This window comes from Bradyrhizobium lablabi, assembly GCF_018131005.1.
GTDB classification, from domain to species: domain Bacteria; phylum Pseudomonadota; class Alphaproteobacteria; order Rhizobiales; family Xanthobacteraceae; genus Bradyrhizobium; species Bradyrhizobium lablabi_D.
In genome coordinates this window covers 1-16,389 of the sequence record NZ_JAFCJK010000019.1, presented here as the reverse complement: position 1 = coordinate 16,389, position 16,389 = coordinate 1, and the positions used below count along the sequence as shown (strand labels likewise).

Below are 16,389 nucleotides of genomic sequence, written 5' to 3'. Positions count from 1 at the left end.
AGGATTTGCGACAACGGCACGTCGCCCAAATGCGGGCGCACCGCTCTGAAAGCTGCCAGCCATTAACGGCTTGATGATACCTCCGACAAATCGGGCCAGTCCCCGTGCCGTTGCTGGTCGGGCACCAAATTTACCCGAATTTATAGGCCGCCATGTTCAGTTGGGTGAAACGTCGCAGCCGACGTCGCCCATGGATGTTCCCGATCGAGTAGCAAGCCCATGTCAATTTCCATCACCAACAGCGTGATTAGCCGCAGCGTGGCGCGAGGACTGATACCGCTCTGCGCCGGCGCGGGCGTCTACCTGTTCTTCCTGTCGGCGGGTGAAATCCTGCTGCGCGATTCCGACTCCATCTGGCAGATCAAGGTAGGGCAGTGGATCCTCGAACACGGCGCCATGCCTGTCACGGACGTGTTCTCGTTCACGCGATACGGCGAACCCTGGATCTCGAGTTCATGGCTGTCGCAGGTGTTGTATGCCATCGCCTACGGGCCGGGCGATTGGGCGGGACCGGTGATCCTCTCGTCGCTCGCAATCGGTGCCACGGTCGCAATCTTCCTCCATCTCCTGGACCCTTATATCGATCCTGCGCGCACCATCATGCTCGCCGCGCTTGCGTTGTTGCTGTCGACGACGCACATGTTCGCGCGGCCACACGTGCTGGCGCTGCCGGTGTTGCTCGCTTTCCTCGGCGGGCTGATGGCGGCTGCGGATCGTCGCACGCATCCATCCTGGTTTCTGCTGCCGCTGATGACGCTGTGGGCCAATCTGCATGGCGGCTTCGTGCTGGGACTGGCGCTGATTGGCCCGATCGGTCTCGAGGCGGTGTGGCATGTCGAGCCTTGCCGCCGCCTTCGGCTTGCCATGCGCTGGGGCCTGTTCGGCCTGGCTGCGATCGCCGCGAGTTGCCTGACGCCCTATGGCTGGAACAGTCTTGTTGGCGCGATGAAGATTCTCAGCCTCGGCAAGTTGCTGTCGTTGATCTGGGAGTGGATGCCCGTCGACTTCAGCACGTTCAGCTTCTTCGAAGCCACGCTGCTCGGCCTCATCGGCGTCGCCTTCTATCGCAAGCTGACGCTATCCGTGCCGCGCATCCTGCTACTACTCGGCCTGATCTGGATGGCGCTGACGCATGTTCGGAATATCGAAGTGTTCGCCTTCGTAGCGCCTCTCGTCCTGGCGAAGCCGATCGCCGAACAATGGGGAACCGGCGAAGTCGCCGACTCCCGCTTCGAGGAGACCCGATCGGTACCCTTTATTACGATCCTGGCCGCGATCGCGATCGTGGTCGGGGGATGGACCACGACCAAGATCTTCGTGGCGCAGCATCCCTTCATGTTCCTCCGCAGCGTCACTCCCGTTGCGGCGGTCGATCTTCTCCAGCAGCGCCAGGCGCGTCGCGTCTTCAGCACCGCCCCATTCGGCGGCTACATGGTCAGCCGCGACATGAAGGTCTTCATCGATGGCCGCGCGGAGCTGTATGGCGAGCAGTATGTGCTCGATTATTTCGATGCGACCGAGGCGCGCAACGTAGGGCAGTTGCTGAACCTGCTCGACAAATACCAGATCGATGCCACGCTGCTCAATCCGACGTCTCCGGCGGGATATGCACTGGATCACGTCAAGGGCTGGAAGCGGCTCTACAAGGACGACCTCGCCGTCATCCATGTCCGATCGGACGAGACGAAGACGAGCGAACTTCGGGGTGCAATGAGTTCAAATTAGAGCAGTGTCCATTCTGATTGAATCAGAACGGAAGCTCCAAGCTAGCCTGCTGTATTGGCGCGTCTTCCTCACGCGAACCGGGCTCCACTCCGCTCGAAACGCTATCGCCTGCACCGCTGCAAGCATCTGCCGACGACGAGCGCACCGTGCTCGCCTTCGGCGAATCAATTCCCGGTCTGCAGTTCGCCGAAGCGCTCCCACGTCTTGCCATTGAAGCGCATGAATTGCATCTGGTCGACCGGCACGTGGTCGGTCGGCGAGGTGTTGATCTTGATGCCCGGCAGCAGCATCGGCAACTCGAGCTCCTTGATCGAATAGGTCTGCTTCAGGATGTTGTCGGTCGAGAGATCATTGCCACAGGCTTTCAGCACGGCCTCGAGCGCCATCGCGCTGTTGTAGGCGTTGACGTAGTTGGTGTCGTGCTGATCGCCGTCCGGCACATATCTCGTCATAAACTCGCGCCAGCCCTTCACGCCCGGATCGTCTTTCCAGGCTGGATCGTCGGGATCCTTCACATAAGCCGTCGAGAGGATGCCGGTGCCGGCCTCGACGCCGGCGGGCTCCATCACCGTGGAAACCCAGACCGCGACATTGGACAGGAACGTCATCGGCCGCCAGCCGATCTCGTATGCCTTGCGGATGGACTGCGCGGCGAATTTCGGCGTCGCCGCGATCACGAACACGTCGGCGCCGGAAGCCTTCAGCTTCACGATCTGCGAATCTATGGTGGGATCCGATATCTCGTAGCTCGCGCCGGTCACGACCGAATCGTATTTATCGCCCAACACGTCCTTCAGCCCTGCGAGATAGTCGCGGCCGAAATCGTCGTTTTGCGAGATCACGGCGAATTTCGCGTTCGGGTTCTTGGCGAGCGCATAGCGCGCATACAGCCGTGCCTCGTAGCGGAACGGCGCCTGCACGCCCACCGTCGCCTGCGGGAACTGCGCGATGTCGGCGAATTTCGAGGCGCCGGAGGCGAGGAACAGTTGCGGGATGTTCTTGCTCTGCAGATACTTTGCGATCGCGGTGTTATGTGCGGTGCCGATCGAGGAGAAGATCAGCGCGACCTCATCGCTCTCGACCAGACGGCGCGTCTGCTCCACGGTCTTGGGCGGCGCGTAGGAATCGTCGAGCGAGATCAGATTGATCTTGCGCCCATTGATGCCGCCGCGCTCGTTCAGCATCTTGAAATAGCCGACCTCGCCTTTGCCGAGCGCGCCGAACGCCGACACCGGCCCGCTATAGGGCATGGTCTGGCCGATCCTGATTTCAGTTGCGGTGACGCCGCGCATCTCGGCGGCGATTGAGGCCTCGGGCAGCAGCAGGAACGAAGCGGCGCCGAGCGCGCCAAGCGCCTTCGTCAAACGCATCGGCTTTCCCTCCCCTTGTTTCGCAGCGCTTCTCAGAGGGCGCAGCGTTGCCGTTATCCGGCTATGCGGGAGGATGCCACGACGCTCCGACCGACGCCAAGCCATATCGATGATGATGCCGTATGAGCAACTTGCCCGCGATGTGGGGGCAGGCGTCCCATCCACCAAAACGAAAGCCCGGCCTGAGGCCGGGCTTTGCACAATTGGCTTGCCGAAGCGCCGACTGCCTAGGCCTGCGGCTGCGGCTCCAAGCCGGCGTCCGGATCGGGCCGCGGCCGCGGCTTGCCGGCCGGCGGCACCGCCGACGCGCGCGGTGTGGTCGGCTCCAGTACCGACTCGCGGTTCGGCTTCTTGCCCCTCAAGAGATCGGTGATCTCGTCGCCGGTCAGGGTTTCAAACTCGAGCAGCCCCTTGGCGAGCGTCTCGAGGTCCTCGCGTTTCTCGGTGAGGATACGCGTCGCCTCCCTGTAGCCTTCCTCGACCAGGCGCTTGATCTCGGAATCGATCTTCTGGACGGTTGCTTCCGATGCATTCTGCGTGCGCGACACCGACATGCCCAGGAACACCTCGTCCTGATTCTCGCCATAGGACACTGTGCCGAGCTCTTCCGAGAGACCCCAGCGCGTCACCATCATGCGGGCAAGGCGCGTCGCCTGCTCGATGTCGGAAGCGGCACCCGAAGTCACCTTCTCACGGCCAAAGATCAGCTCCTCCGCAACCCGGCCACCCATCATGATGGCAAGGCGAGAGGTCATCTGCTCCAACGACATCGACAGCTTGTCGCGCTCCGGCAGTTGCATCACCATGCCAAGCGCGCGTCCGCGCGGAATGATGGTCGCCTTGTGGATCGGATCGGTCGCGACGACATTGAGGCCCACGATCGCATGGCCGCCCTCGTGATAGGCCGTCAGCAACTTTTCTTCCTCGGTCATGACGAGCGACTTGCGCTCCGCGCCCATCATCACCTTGTCCTTGGCCTCTTCGAACTCGGCCTGGGTCACCATCCGCTTGTTGCGGCGGGCGGCGGTCAAGGCTGCCTCGTTGACGAGATTCATCAGGTCTGCGCCCGAGAAGCCCGGCGTGCCGCGCGCGATGGTCTTCAGGTTGATATCCGGCGCCAGCGGCACCTTGCGGACGTGAACCTTGAGGATCTGCTCGCGACCAACGACGTCCGGGTTCGGCACCACGACCTGACGGTCGAAGCGACCGGGACGCAGCAGCGCGGGATCGAGCACGTCGGGGCGGTTGGTCGCCGCGATCAGGATCACGCCTTCGTTGGCCTCGAAGCCATCCATCTCGACCAGCAACTGGTTCAGCGTCTGCTCGCGCTCGTCATTGCCGCCGCCGAGACCGGCGCCGCGATGACGGCCGACCGCGTCGATCTCGTCGATGAAGATGATGCATGGCGCGTTCTTTTTGGCCTGCTCGAACATGTCGCGCACGCGCGACGCACCGACGCCGACGAACATCTCGACGAAGTCGGAGCCCGAGATGGTGAAAAACGGCACGTTGGCTTCACCCGCGACCGCGCGCGCAATCAGCGTCTTGCCGGTGCCCGGCGGGCCGACCAGCAACACGCCACGCGGAATGCGTCCGCCAAGGCGCTGGAATTTTCCGGGGTCACGGAGGAACTCGACGATCTCCTGCAGATCCTGCTTGGCCTCATCGACACCGGCGACGTCCTCAAAGGTCACGCGGCCATGCGCTTCAGTCAGCATCTTGGCGCGCGACTTGCCGAAGCCCATCGCCTTGCCTGCGCCGCCCTGCATCTGACGCGACAGGAATATCCACACGCCGATCAGCGCGATGAATGGCAGCCAGGAGACGAGCAGCGAGACAAACCACGGCACGTTGTCGCCGGGCGGTTTCGCGGTGATCTGGACCTTGGCGTCATAGAGGCGCTTCACCAGGTTCGGATCGCTCGGGGCATAGGTCTGGAAGCTTGAGCCGTTGGTGAACGTGCCATGAATCTCAGGACCCTGGATCACGACGTCGCGGACGTTACCCTTGTCGACCTCGGTCAGGAGCTGTGAGAACGAGATATCCGTGGAAGACACGCGCTGACCAGGATTCTGGAACAGCGTGAACAACGCCAGCAACAACAAAACGATAATGACCCAGAGGGCGAAATTCCGCAGATTGGCGTTCATCGATCTTCCTTAGTGGTCGCGCGGATCGCGGCCTCTCAAATCCTTGGGCAGCTCTTATCCTTGGGCAGGCTCTGTGGGAATCCCCAGGGAATCCATCCCGTCGCTGGTCTACAATTTAGGTGCCACGGCGGTCGATGCCAAGGGAACCGCGCAGGACTATTTAGCGCATCCTAGCGCAATTCCCGTTCAAAAAATGGCGCTGAATCTCGAGTTTTTCGGGGTGGTTAAGCCCGCCTGCCGGATTATGACAGCGGTTGAAACAATCGATTAAACGCCGGATTAAACCTTAGATAAATGCTCACTTGAGCCGGCTGCGGCGTGGTGGCGCCGGTTCGACCCGAATTCGGCCGCTGGCAACGCTGATAACGGCCCCTGCGAGCGTCTGCTTCCGCAGCCCTGCACCTTCCGCCACGGCCCGATCCAGCGCCGCGAGCAAGGTTTCGACCTTGCCGAGTTCGGCAGGTCCTTCGTGCCCGGTCCGGTCGATGGCGCGCTTCAGGAGGCGCAGGCGAATCTCCTCCGGCATTGCCGCAAACAGCACGGCATCGAAGCCCAAGTTTCGCTGATCCTTCAATGCAAGATAGCGCTCAGCGCCGTCTGCCAGCACCTCGACCGCGGCATTGGCGCGAGCGAGGCGCGCGGCAAGCCGTGCGAGGTTTCTCGCATCGCCACCCTCTTCCGCCAACGCCGGCATCAGCGCACGCAGCCGCGGGCGCGTGAAGGCCGGATCGTGATTGGTCGGATCGTCGGCGAAGCCGAGGCGGGCCTTCTTCAGCGTCGCGATCAGTCGTGCCTTCGGGATATCGAGCAACGGCCGCGTAAGGCGGATGCCGTCGCGCTCAGTCTCGCGCGCTATCGCCGACAGCCCCGCGATGCCGCTGCCGCGCAGCATTCGCATCAACAGCGTCTCGGCCTGGTCGTCCCGGGTATGCGCGGTGAGGATGTGCGTGGCGCCATATTTGCGCGCAGCGCGCGCCAGCAGCCGGTAGCGGGCGTCGCGCGCCGCGGCCGGCAATCCGCTCTTCGGCTTGGTCCCGGTCCAGCGCAGCGTCTGGTGCGGCAGGTCGAGGCTATGGGCGAGTTGTTTGACGTCGCGGGCTTCACGCGCCGCCTCGGGACGCAGGCCGTGATCTACCGTGACGGCGATCAGCCGCGGCCCGCGCGCACGCCCGCGGCGCCAGCGCGCGGCGAGCCACATCAACGCGACCGAGTCGGGGCCGCCGGATACTGCGAGCACGATCGCCGACGCGGAGCCGAGGCCTTCGAACAGGCGCTTAGCGTCCCTTGCCGAGATGGCGGATTGATCGTCAGGCATCGCGACCAGCTCTTGCGGGACGGCCGGAAGTGGCCCTCCCCGCGGCTGGTTTAGCACTTCACCCGCTTCTGCTCACGGTCAACGGCGGCCTTCACGCCGGCGGATGCCCGCGGATATTTCCGCGTCACCTCGCCAAGCGCGGCACAGGCGGCTTCCTTCTCCTTCAGCGCCCCCAGCGACTGGCCGAGCCGCAGCAACGCGTCGGGCGCCTTGGCCGACTTGTCGTACTTCGTGGTCACGCCGAGGAAGGCCTCCGCAGCATCGCGATATCGCTGGCGCTGGAAATAGCTTTCGCCGAGCCAGTACTGGGAATCGGCGACCAGCGGGTCAGCGGGATATTTCTGCGCGAAGTTCTTCATCGTCTCTTCGGCAAGCGCGTAGTCCTTGCGCTGCATGTAGCCGATGCCGAGATCGAATTCGTCCTTTGGTGTCGCCGAGGGCGGCAGAGTGGTCAACGCAGCGCTGGCGCCGGGCGCAGGCGGCGCGCCAGCGGCATCGCGCGGGCCGCGACCGAGGTCCAGTGGCTCGCCCGGAGCGCGACCGCCAGGAACGCCGACAACCGCGTCGTTCGAGACCGGCATTTGACCGCCGCCCAGCGCACGCGGCGCGCCCGGCGCACTGGGATTTTGGCTCGGATCAAAGGCGTCGCCGCGGCCGCGGCGGCCCGGGGCGCCGACTGGCGCTGGTTCCTGCACGATCGGGGCCGGCGTCGCGATCTGCTGCTGGTCATAACCGCCTTGCGGCCGCCCGTAGCCCTGCTGCGGCTGGCCGTAACCTGGCTGATTCTGCGGATAGGCCTGCTGTACCGGTGGCACCGCCGCGACGCTCGGTTGGGCTGCGGGCGACTGTCCGCTTGGCCCCGACGGCTGGGCGCCGAGTTGGCGCAGCCGCTCTTCGAGTTGACGGTTGCGGTACTGCAACTCCTCGTTCTGGCCGGTCAGTTGCCGAAGCTGATTCTCGAGCCGCTGGATCCGCATCTCGTAGTCGTTATCGTCAGATTGCGCGAAGGCCGGCGAAGCAGCGGCAAACAGGACCGCGAAAGCCGCGGCAGAAGAAAGGAAATGAAGTCTGGATGACATTTTGCCCTGACGACGAGATCGACGTGAAAAGCGAGCCAATTGAGGGACGGAGTACGCCGGAATTGTGACTGGCTTGCTCGTCCGGCGCAGCGTCGAGCGGTATGGTTTAGTGTCGCCGTGAAAACAAGCAAGGCCCGATCGACCGGTCGTTCATTAAGATGACGAACCGTCTCCCAAAGCGCTTTTAAAATGAAACCGGCGCCCGAAGGCGCCGGCTGAAAGATTCTTGCCGCGACGGCTCGTCAGGAACTCGCGTTGAGCACCGTGACGGCGCGACGGTTCTGCGACCAGCAGGAGATATCGTTACAGACCGCGACCGGGCGTTCCTTGCCATAGGAAATGGTGCGCATGCGGTTCGTATCGATGCCGCGCGAGGCGAGATAGGCGCGGACCGACTGGGCACGGCGCGCACCGAGTGCGATGTTGTATTCGCGGGTGCCGCGCTCGTCGGCATGGCCTTCGATCGTGAAGGAGTAGCGGCTGTAGGTCTGCAGCCACTGCGCCTGCTTGTCGAGGGTCGCGATCGCCTGCGGGCTGAGATCGGTCTGGTCGCTCTCGAAGAACACGCGGTCGCCGACATTGACCACAAAATCCTGCTGGCTGCCCGGGGTCGCTGCGCTCGCCATCGCGCCATCGGCGCCCAGGTTCTTGTTGGCGCAGGCAGCCATCGACAGCGCCACCGCCAGAACCGCCGCCAGCTTCAGACCCTGGAGGATACGCATGTGATGTTTCATTCCGGAGCCTCCACGCTCACGTTCTTCGTACTGTCATCTGGTCTACAGGGCGATGGTTAAGCGAACGTTCCGTCAACCTTGATAGGACCTTGCCAAACCCCATCAAATGCAAGCCAACCGCGAAAAGCGCCCCCGATGGTTAATGGGTTGTAAATGTGGCGCGACGGTGAAAGCAAGGCACGTGCCGCCGGAACCCGCCGTCTATGCAGGCAAATTTTGAACAGCCGTGTCCGGCCGACAACAGAAAATTGCGGCTGATGCTGGAGCTGCGCCCGCGGCGAGGTCAGCGGCCGCGGCCATTGCCCGTCAGGGATTCGGGACGATCGAGGCACGCTCGAACGGGCCGACAACGCCGTCAGTCATGGATTGGCCCTCGTCGCGCTCGAACAGCATCCGCCGTTCGAAGGCGCTTGAGCGCAGGAACGGATAACGGGCGAGCACCCTCTCTCGCACGGTGGGCAGATGCGCCGCCATCAATCCGACCGGCTTGACGAGCCCGGCATAGAAGCGCGGTTCGGACCAGGCCTCGTGCAGGAACACCCGCCGGTAGAACGCCATATGTTCGGGGCGAACCGGCGCCAGGCCGTAATCGGCATTGAAGTGCACACCCGCGGTCGAGCCGAGACGCACCGTGACGTAAGGCAGTTCCGGGCAGTTCCTCGCCTTTTCGGGATCGGCGACGAAGCGCGTTGAATCGATGAAGACCAGGCCCTGATCAAGCTTTGGATGAAGCACGTCGCCGAACACCTCGACGGTAGGCGAGATACGGCATTCCGGTGTCACGACGGTGATGCGGATCGAGCTGCAGAGTTCGCCGTGCAGATAGACGCCGAAGACCCAGACGTTCGGCGCGTCATCAAACCGATCGATGACGCGTTCTTCCGCCGACGGGCGGATCGCCCCCTCGCGCAGATAGGCGCGGTAGCGGAGCTGATAGATCTCGTCCTTCTGCTCAGGGGTCCGCGCCAGGCGATAGTCGACTTGATCCAGAGGGTCCGCAAGCCGTCCTGTCGCGGGCTTGATGGCTTCGGCCGCGGACCTCATGTGTTAACTCCTATTTTCTACTTATACGCGCGTCAAAAAAGATTAACAGCTTCTTAATTTTATGCAAAGTAATCGAGACAATACAGTTAATCGCGGGAAGGCTGCCGCGGCGACGCGTCGGGAGCGGCTCTCGACGAACATCCCAGATCAGGCAATCGATCGCGAGGGAAGCACGAGCAACTGCTCGTCAGACCGCCGACCGTGCGAAGCATTGAGCAGTTGGCGGATGCGGACCGCGGGTACCGGCCGGCTGAACAGATAACCCTGCGCCTCGGTCACCGCGCCATCGGCGCTGATCAGTTCGAGCTGGTCGTTGGTCTCGACCCCCTCAACCACGACTGACATTCCGAGGTCCGCGGAGAGCCGCGCCACGCCGCGCAACAACGTCAACGGTCGGTCGGTGTCGATGCCTTCGAGGAACGAGCGATCGATCTTGACCTTCTGCAGTGGGAAGTTGTGCAGATAGCTGAGCGAGGAGTAGCCGGTGCCGAAATCGTCGAGCGAGATCCGGACTCCGAGCGTGCGCAGTTGCGACAGCACGTCGTGGGTGAGCTGGGTATTGTGCAACAGAGAGGACTCGGTGATCTCGATCTCGAGCCGGTGCGCGGGCAGACCCGAGACCTCGAGCGCGTAGCGCACCTCGCTCAGCACGTCGCGCTGGTGAAACTGCTGCGGCGAGAAATTGACCGCGACGCTGACCGCCTCGGGCCACTTCATACACTCCATGCAGGCCTTGCGCAGGATCCAGCGGCCGAGATCGACGATCAGTCCCATATCCTCGGCGACCGGAATGATATCGACCGGCGAGACCGTGCCGCGCACGGGATGATTCCAGCGCAACAGCGCCTCGCAGGTGCTAACCTTGCCGGATTTCAGGTTGATCAGCGGCTGATAGAACAACTCGAATTCCTCGTTGGCGAGCGCCTTGCGCAGGTCAAGCTCCAGGATGCGGCGCGACTCGACGATCTGCGCCATCTCGTCGCGGAAGAAGCAGAAGGTGCCGCGGCCATCGGCTTTGGCGCGGTAGAGCGCCATATCCGCGTTTTTCAGCAGCGTGTCGGCGCTGACGCCGGGCGCTGCCATCGCAATGCCGACGCTGGCGCCGATCTCGACCAGGTGGTTGTCGATCTTGTAGCGCTCGCTGAGGCGGTCGACGATGCGGCGGGCGAGCCCGGCGGCGTCCTCGTGCGAGTGGATGTTTTGCTGGAACACGACGAACTCGTCGCCGCCGAAGCGGGCGACAAAATCCTCCGGCCGCAGCATCTCGCGCAGCCGCTCGGCGACCGCGCACAGAAGCTGATCGCCGCAGGGATGGCCCAGCGTGTCGTTGACCTGCTTGAACTGGTCGAGGTCCACGAACAGCAGCGCCGAGCACTGCTCGCCGCCACGTCTCGTCGCCAGCAGCCGGCCGATCTCGTCGCGGAAATTCACGCGATTGGGCAGTTGCGTCAACTCGTCGTAGCGCGCGAGGTGGCTGATCCTGGCCTCGGCGTCCTTGCGCTCGGTAATGTCTTCAACCAATACGACATTGCCGCCGCCGCTCATCGGCTGGAAGGTCCAGGACAGCGCGCGATTCTTGTTGGCGTCGGGATCGCTCGTGACGACATCGCCGGCCTGCGAATTCTCGATCTCGGAAAGTATTTGCTTCGCCGTTGCGGCCGAGATCGAACCGGACAGGACGCAGGCATTGCAGATGTCGGAGGCGCTCGCGCCGCGCTGCACGAAATCGTCCGGCAACTCCATCATTTCGATGAAGCGGTGGTTCATCACGGCGAGGCGGCCGTCGGCGCGGAACATGCACAGCCCGTGCGGCATGTTGTTCAAGGCGGTATCGAACTGGCCGGCCAGCGCCGCTTCGCGCTCCTTGGCGATCCAGGCATTGACGTAGATACGTTGGAGGCTCGAGGTGAGATGCCTGATGGCGCTGAAGAAGACGAAGCTCAACAGCGCGAGCGCAACGTAATAGGCCCCGCCGACATACATCAGCGCCGCGATCAGCGGACCGATCGACAGCAGCAGATGCAGATGAAAGATTTGCGGCCGGCCGAAGGTTCGCCCCACTCCGGCCGACGTGTAGGCGACCACCGTCGTTACGCAAAGCATGTGGGCGGCCGGATCGTTGATGTTGAGCAGGACGGTGACGCCCCAGACGCCGAGTGCAATGCCATAGGCGATCGAGCCGATCCGATAGCGCTTCTCCCAGACCTCGGCTTCCTCGACTGTGAGGCGTGAATTGCGCTCTTTGTAGCGATGCATCTGCAGCGCGCGCGCAAGCCCCACCAGGATGAAGAGCGGCACGCACAGCCAGCACATGACGTCGCCGGTGACCGCCGCGATCACCGCGCCGGCGATCGCGGGGCCGAAGGCGCCGAAGATCATCGGCGCAGGATTCATGAAAAGGGAATCGACCAGCGCCGCGGAGATCGTCGGCGACATCGTCTGGTCCGGTTCTCCCGTTTGGCTGGCAAACTGCATTGTTCGGGCGCGCGTCCTCTTCAAGCGCACTTCTACCCGCTGCAGATGAAGTCTTTCTGAGGGAACATCGTTAGCGAGTCGTTGTCGCCGATGTTGCAGTGTGAAAATTCGCCTGAAATATCAGCATGCTAGGCAAGAATTACCGGTGGCCCCACTGTTCCGTTGCGTCGCGTCACGACAACAGCGGCGACCACGCCGGATCAGACGCATATCCCGGCGTCGGCACCCGCAGCTCGTTGCGGCCCGAGACGTCAACGGTGAACAGCGACGGGCCGGCACCGGGATCGCGGAAGAACATCACCACGCGCCCGTTCGGCGCAAAGGTCGGCCCCTCATTGTGGTAGCCCGAGGTCAGGATGCGCTCGCCGCTTCCGTCGGTCTTCATGATGCCGATCGCAAACTGGCCACCACCCTGCTTGGTAAACGCGATGTAGTCGCCGCGCGGCGACCACACCGGCGTCGAGTAGCTGCCGTCGCCGAACGAAATGCGCTGCGCCGCGCCTCCGCTCGCCGGCATCACATAGATCTGCGGCTTGCCGCCGCGATCGGATTCAAAGCAGAGCCGCGATCCGTCGGGGGCATAGGACGGCGACGTGTCGATCGCCGGCGTATCGGTGAGCCGCGTCATCGCCTTCGAGCGCAGGTCCATCACGAACAGATTGGAATTTCCGCCCTGCTGCAGGCTCATGACGATGCGCTGGCCATCCGGCGAGAAGCGCGGCGAGAACGACATGCCCGGGAAATTGCCGACGATCTCGCGCTGCCCGGTCTCGATGTTCAGCAGATACACCCGCGGGTCGCCCTGCCCGAACTCCATATAGGTGATCTCCTGGGTCGACGGCGAGAAGCGCGGCGTCAGCACCAGGTCGGAGCCGCGGGTCAGATAGCGCACATTGGCGCCGTCCTGGTCCATCAACGCGAGCCGCTTGACGCGGCGCTCCTTCGCGCCGGTCTCGTCGACAAAGACGACGCGGGTGTCGAAATAACCCTTCTCGCCGGTCAGACGCTCATAAATCTGGTCGGAGATGATGTGAGCGATGCGCCGCCAATACTCCGCCGAGGTGTCGTATTGCTGGCCTGCGAGTTGCTGGCCGGTGTTGACGTCCCAGAGGCGGAATTCCGCCTTCACGCGCCCGTTGGCCTGGCGCGTCATGCGGCCCGTCACCAGCGCCTGCGCGTTGATGGACTTCCAGTTGTTGAAGTTCGGCGCGGCATCGATGTTGATCTGCTTCTCGAGGTAGGCGGCCTGATCGATCGGCGCGAACAGGCCGCTGCGCTTCAGGTTGTTGGTGATGACCTGCGCCACGCCGACGCCGACCTCGGCGTCGCCGGGCGTGCCGGCCGCGAAATTCGGGATCGCGATCGGCAGCGGCGCGAAGTCGCCTTCGGGAATCGGCACTCGCTTCGGCGCCTGTGCGAGCACACCGCGGCCGGAAGCGACGGAAAGCGCGCCAAGCGCGGCCATGCCCATCATCAACTGTCGGCGACTCGGACGGAAAGACATCTCGAACGGCTTCTCGTGGTCGATCATCGTTGCAAACTTCACTTCTATATGCTGCGCACGTCTCGCGACGAGCCGATCGCTCATCTGGGGTGTGCTTTACGTCTTTCGTTCGGTGAATACCGGCGCAAAATACTTCCACTCGTCGAACCAGGCGGCCGGCAGATTATACGGCTGGCATTCGATGATCGCGCGCAACGCGCTCTCCTGGTAGACGCGCAAATACGGCGTCGGCGGCGTGCTTTCCGGCACCGGCATGCCCTCCAGTGTGCCATCGCGCTTCAGGCGGATGGTGAAGGCGGCCTCCGTCTGCTGCGCCTCGATGCCGCCATAGGGCTTCTTCCAGCAGCGTTCGACCTGCTGCTTGAACATCGTGCCCCAGGTCGCGGAATTGTCGGCGGCCTTGCCCTTTGAGGTACCGAGCGCGGCGTTGGAGTTCAGCGTCTCGCCGGTCGCCGCCGCGCGCGTCGGATCGCGCTTGTCGAGCAGCGCCGCGATCTTGCTTTGATCGAACACGCGCTCCTTGGGCTTCTGCTCCGGCGGCTTGGCGGCCTGCTGGACAGGCGGCTTTGGTGGCGGCTTCTTCTCTTCCTTCTTGATCGCTTCCGCAATCTCGTCGGGCTTGACCGGATCGGGCTTCTTCTCGACCGGCTTCGGCTCTTCCTTTGGCTTGTTCTCGGCCTTCTTCGGCGGATCGGGCTTCTTCTCTTCCGGCTTCTCCTCGACCTTCGGCGTCGGCGGCGGCGCGGTGTCGGTCACGACCGGCGGCTTCTTGTCCTCAATCTTCCCGACAGCGTCGTCGACCGGCTTGGCTTCGGCGACTTTCTCGACGAGCGGCTTCGGGTTTTCCTTCTTGCCGTCCTTCTGGCCGGCCATTACGTGGGAAAGCTGATCGGGGGAGATCACGTCGACGGCGACAGTGTCTTCCTCCGGCATCACGAAGGCCTTTGTCGAAAACGACACCAGACCCCACCCGATCACGAGGACGTGCAGGACAATCGACGCCGCCAGAGTCTTGTCGACCTTGACCTTCAAATCAGGCTTCCCCGTGCCGGTTGCCATACATGGCCTAAGTCCCCCCCTCCGGGATAATCACGATATTCGCCTTGAACCCCGCGGTGCGGACCTGCCCGAGCAATTTCATCATGTCGGTATAACAGACGTCCTTGTCGCCGCGCAGATAGACCACGCTCTCGGCGTCCGACCGGGTCTCACGGATCGCCTTGATCTTGGGTAGCAGGTCGTTTGCCGCAATCGGAGCATCGCCCAGATAAAGCTCGACATTCGAATTGCAGCCGCCGCCGGTGCGCTTGACCGAGAGTGTCAAAGGCGGCGCATTCGACGAGATCGACTTGCCGCCGCTCGCGATCGGCAGATCGATGTCGATGTTCGAGGTCATCAGCGGCGCCGCCACCATGAAGATGATCAACAGCACCAGCATCACGTCGACCATCGGCGTGACGTTGATCTCGGCCATCACCGGCTTGCGTCCGCGGCGGCGACCACCCCCGCCGGATCCTGCCATGCTCATCGCCATGATCGTGTGCTCGCAAAAATGACCATCACGTCCTCTTGGATCATGATGTGAAGAATCACATCATGATCTGATCTCTTTAGTTTGAGCATGAACTTAACCGGTGCCCACTTTCCGGATCATGCTCTAACCCCGCTCGTCGATCTGGCGCGACAGGATGGCGGAGAACTCGTCGGCGAACCCCTCGAGGCGCTGGGCCTGCCGATTCACCTCGGAAATGAACTTATTGTAGAAAATAGTCGCCGGAATTGCGGCGATCAGGCCGATTGCGGTCGCAAACAGGGCTTCCGCAATACCCGGCGCGACCACCGCCAGGGAGGTGTTTTTCGAGGCCGCGATCGACTGGAAGCTCGACATGATGCCCCAGACGGTGCCGAACAGGCCGACAAAGGGGCCGGCCGAGCCGACGGTCGCGAGCACCAGGAGGCGCCGCTCCAGCCGTTCCACCTCGCGGGCGATCGAGACATTCATCACCTTTTCGATGCGCGCCTGCAGGCCGGCGACCGAGCGGGACTGGCTCTCGAAGGAGCGTTTCCACTCCCGCATGGCCGCCACGAAGCAGGCTGCCATCGACTGGGTCGGCTTGGCGGAGAGCGCGCGGTAGAGTTCCTCGATCGACTGGCCGGACCAGAACGCCTGCTCGAAGCGGTCCATGGCCCGCTTGGTACGGGCGTAAAGCAGGATTTTGTCGATGGCGATGGCCCAAACCCAGACCGAGCAGGCCAAGAGGCCAAGCATGACCGTCTTCACGACCCAATGGGCCTGCAGAAACAGCGCGATCAGCGACACATCGCTCGATGCCACGGGCAGAGCTGACTGAGCCACGTCGGCGGGATTCATCGGCAATATCCTCTCAACGCACGGGTCCCAAATACGCGGTTCCGCAAATCGGCACCGGTTCCACAGCCGCTCATCAGGCGCGGCCAAAACTGCGCGAGAGCCTCTCTATCTGTCGCATGGGGGACCCGTCCAAAGTCGGCCCTGCTTCCCCTGCCAACGTGTCAAAACGAGGGCTTTCCGCGCGGCATTCCGACCCTAACCAAAGGCTAATCATGGTTAAGGCGAGGTTACCAAGAGGAAATTCCGGGCCGGAAAATGCTGCCCCCGCGACCGGTTAGCGGGTTGCATGAGGTTCCGGCCCACTTCCCCGGCAGAGCCCTCCGCCCCGGCCCCGGGGGATGGATCTGGCTGTCCAGCATGATATCGGGATGGCCGCCAGCCGGAAGGCCGCGCCGGCATCCCCGCACCGTCAGCGAGACGAAGCAATCCATCTGTCCGTCCGCGCGTGTGGGTTGGCGGATTCGCTCGCAATGACAGCAAACATAATTTTGCATTCCCGCGGCGCGATGCGTCCGAGCTTTGCGTCTCGTTTCGCCCTCATGAGGAATGAGGGCGCAGGGAAAGCCGGGTGCCGATTGCACCCATGGGCCCGGTGCAACAAAAAGCACCGGGGGTAGGACCA

General features: G+C 63.2%; 12 protein-coding genes. 1 reads left to right on the top strand and 11 read right to left on the bottom strand.

The window, feature by feature from the left end; genetic code table 11:
- Positions 1 to 219: 219 nt before the first annotated feature.
- Positions 220 to 1,725 carry a hypothetical protein gene (locus JQ553_RS32650; protein ID WP_212504189.1) on the top strand — a complete coding sequence of 502 codons (1,506 nt, stop codon included), beginning with the start codon at positions 220 to 222 and terminating at the stop codon, positions 1,723 to 1,725.
- Between the two features lie 164 nt (positions 1,726 to 1,889).
- Here JQ553_RS32650 and JQ553_RS32645 read toward each other — a convergent pair whose 3' ends face one another.
- The 11 genes from JQ553_RS32645 to tolQ form a co-directional block, all read right to left on the bottom strand.
- Entirely contained in the window at positions 1,890 to 3,095 is a 1,206-nt protein-coding gene (locus JQ553_RS32645) for an ABC transporter substrate-binding protein (protein WP_212504188.1), read from the bottom strand.
- A gap of 227 nt (positions 3,096 to 3,322) precedes the next feature.
- Positions 3,323 to 5,245: an ATP-dependent zinc metalloprotease FtsH gene (ftsH, locus tag JQ553_RS32640; RefSeq protein ID WP_212504187.1), complete on the bottom strand. Its 1,923-nt coding sequence runs from the start codon at positions 5,243 to 5,245 to the stop codon at positions 3,323 to 3,325.
- Positions 5,246 to 5,543: 298 nt separating this feature from the next.
- A complete protein-coding gene (gene tilS / locus JQ553_RS32635; protein WP_212504186.1) occupies positions 5,544 to 6,560 on the bottom strand; it encodes a tRNA lysidine(34) synthetase TilS in 1,017 nt (338 codons plus the stop codon).
- A gap of 50 nt (positions 6,561 to 6,610) precedes the next feature.
- Positions 6,611 to 7,639, bottom strand: coding sequence for a tol-pal system protein YbgF (gene ybgF / locus JQ553_RS32630; RefSeq protein WP_212504185.1), 1,029 nt, complete (start codon positions 7,637 to 7,639; stop codon positions 6,611 to 6,613).
- Between the two features lie 242 nt (positions 7,640 to 7,881).
- Positions 7,882 to 8,373, bottom strand: a complete 492-nt coding sequence (gene pal / locus JQ553_RS32625) for a peptidoglycan-associated lipoprotein Pal (protein WP_212504184.1) — start codon at positions 8,371 to 8,373, stop codon at positions 7,882 to 7,884.
- A 306-nt stretch (positions 8,374 to 8,679) separates the two neighbouring features.
- Complete coding sequence (locus JQ553_RS32620; protein WP_212504183.1) at positions 8,680 to 9,417, bottom strand: N-acyl amino acid synthase FeeM domain-containing protein; 738 nt, start codon at positions 9,415 to 9,417, stop codon at positions 8,680 to 8,682.
- Between the two features lie 147 nt (positions 9,418 to 9,564).
- Positions 9,565 to 11,892 (bottom strand): bifunctional diguanylate cyclase/phosphodiesterase, encoded by a 2,328-nt coding sequence (locus JQ553_RS32615; protein ID WP_212504182.1) that lies wholly within the window; start codon positions 11,890 to 11,892, stop codon positions 9,565 to 9,567.
- Positions 11,893 to 12,064: 172 nt separating this feature from the next.
- Entirely contained in the window at positions 12,065 to 13,396 is a 1,332-nt protein-coding gene (gene tolB / locus JQ553_RS32610; RefSeq protein ID WP_212504231.1) for a Tol-Pal system beta propeller repeat protein TolB, read from the bottom strand.
- Positions 13,397 to 13,492: 96 nt separating this feature from the next.
- Positions 13,493 to 14,455, bottom strand: a complete 963-nt coding sequence (locus tag JQ553_RS32605; protein ID WP_212504181.1) for a protein TolA — start codon at positions 14,453 to 14,455, stop codon at positions 13,493 to 13,495.
- A 7-nt stretch (positions 14,456 to 14,462) separates the two neighbouring features.
- Positions 14,463 to 14,930, bottom strand: a complete 468-nt coding sequence (locus tag JQ553_RS32600; protein WP_212504180.1) for a biopolymer transporter ExbD — start codon at positions 14,928 to 14,930, stop codon at positions 14,463 to 14,465.
- 123 nt (positions 14,931 to 15,053) lie between these two features.
- A complete protein-coding gene (gene tolQ, locus JQ553_RS32595; protein WP_212504230.1) occupies positions 15,054 to 15,767 on the bottom strand; it encodes a protein TolQ in 714 nt (237 codons plus the stop codon).
- Positions 15,768 to 16,389: the final 622 nt, after the last annotated feature.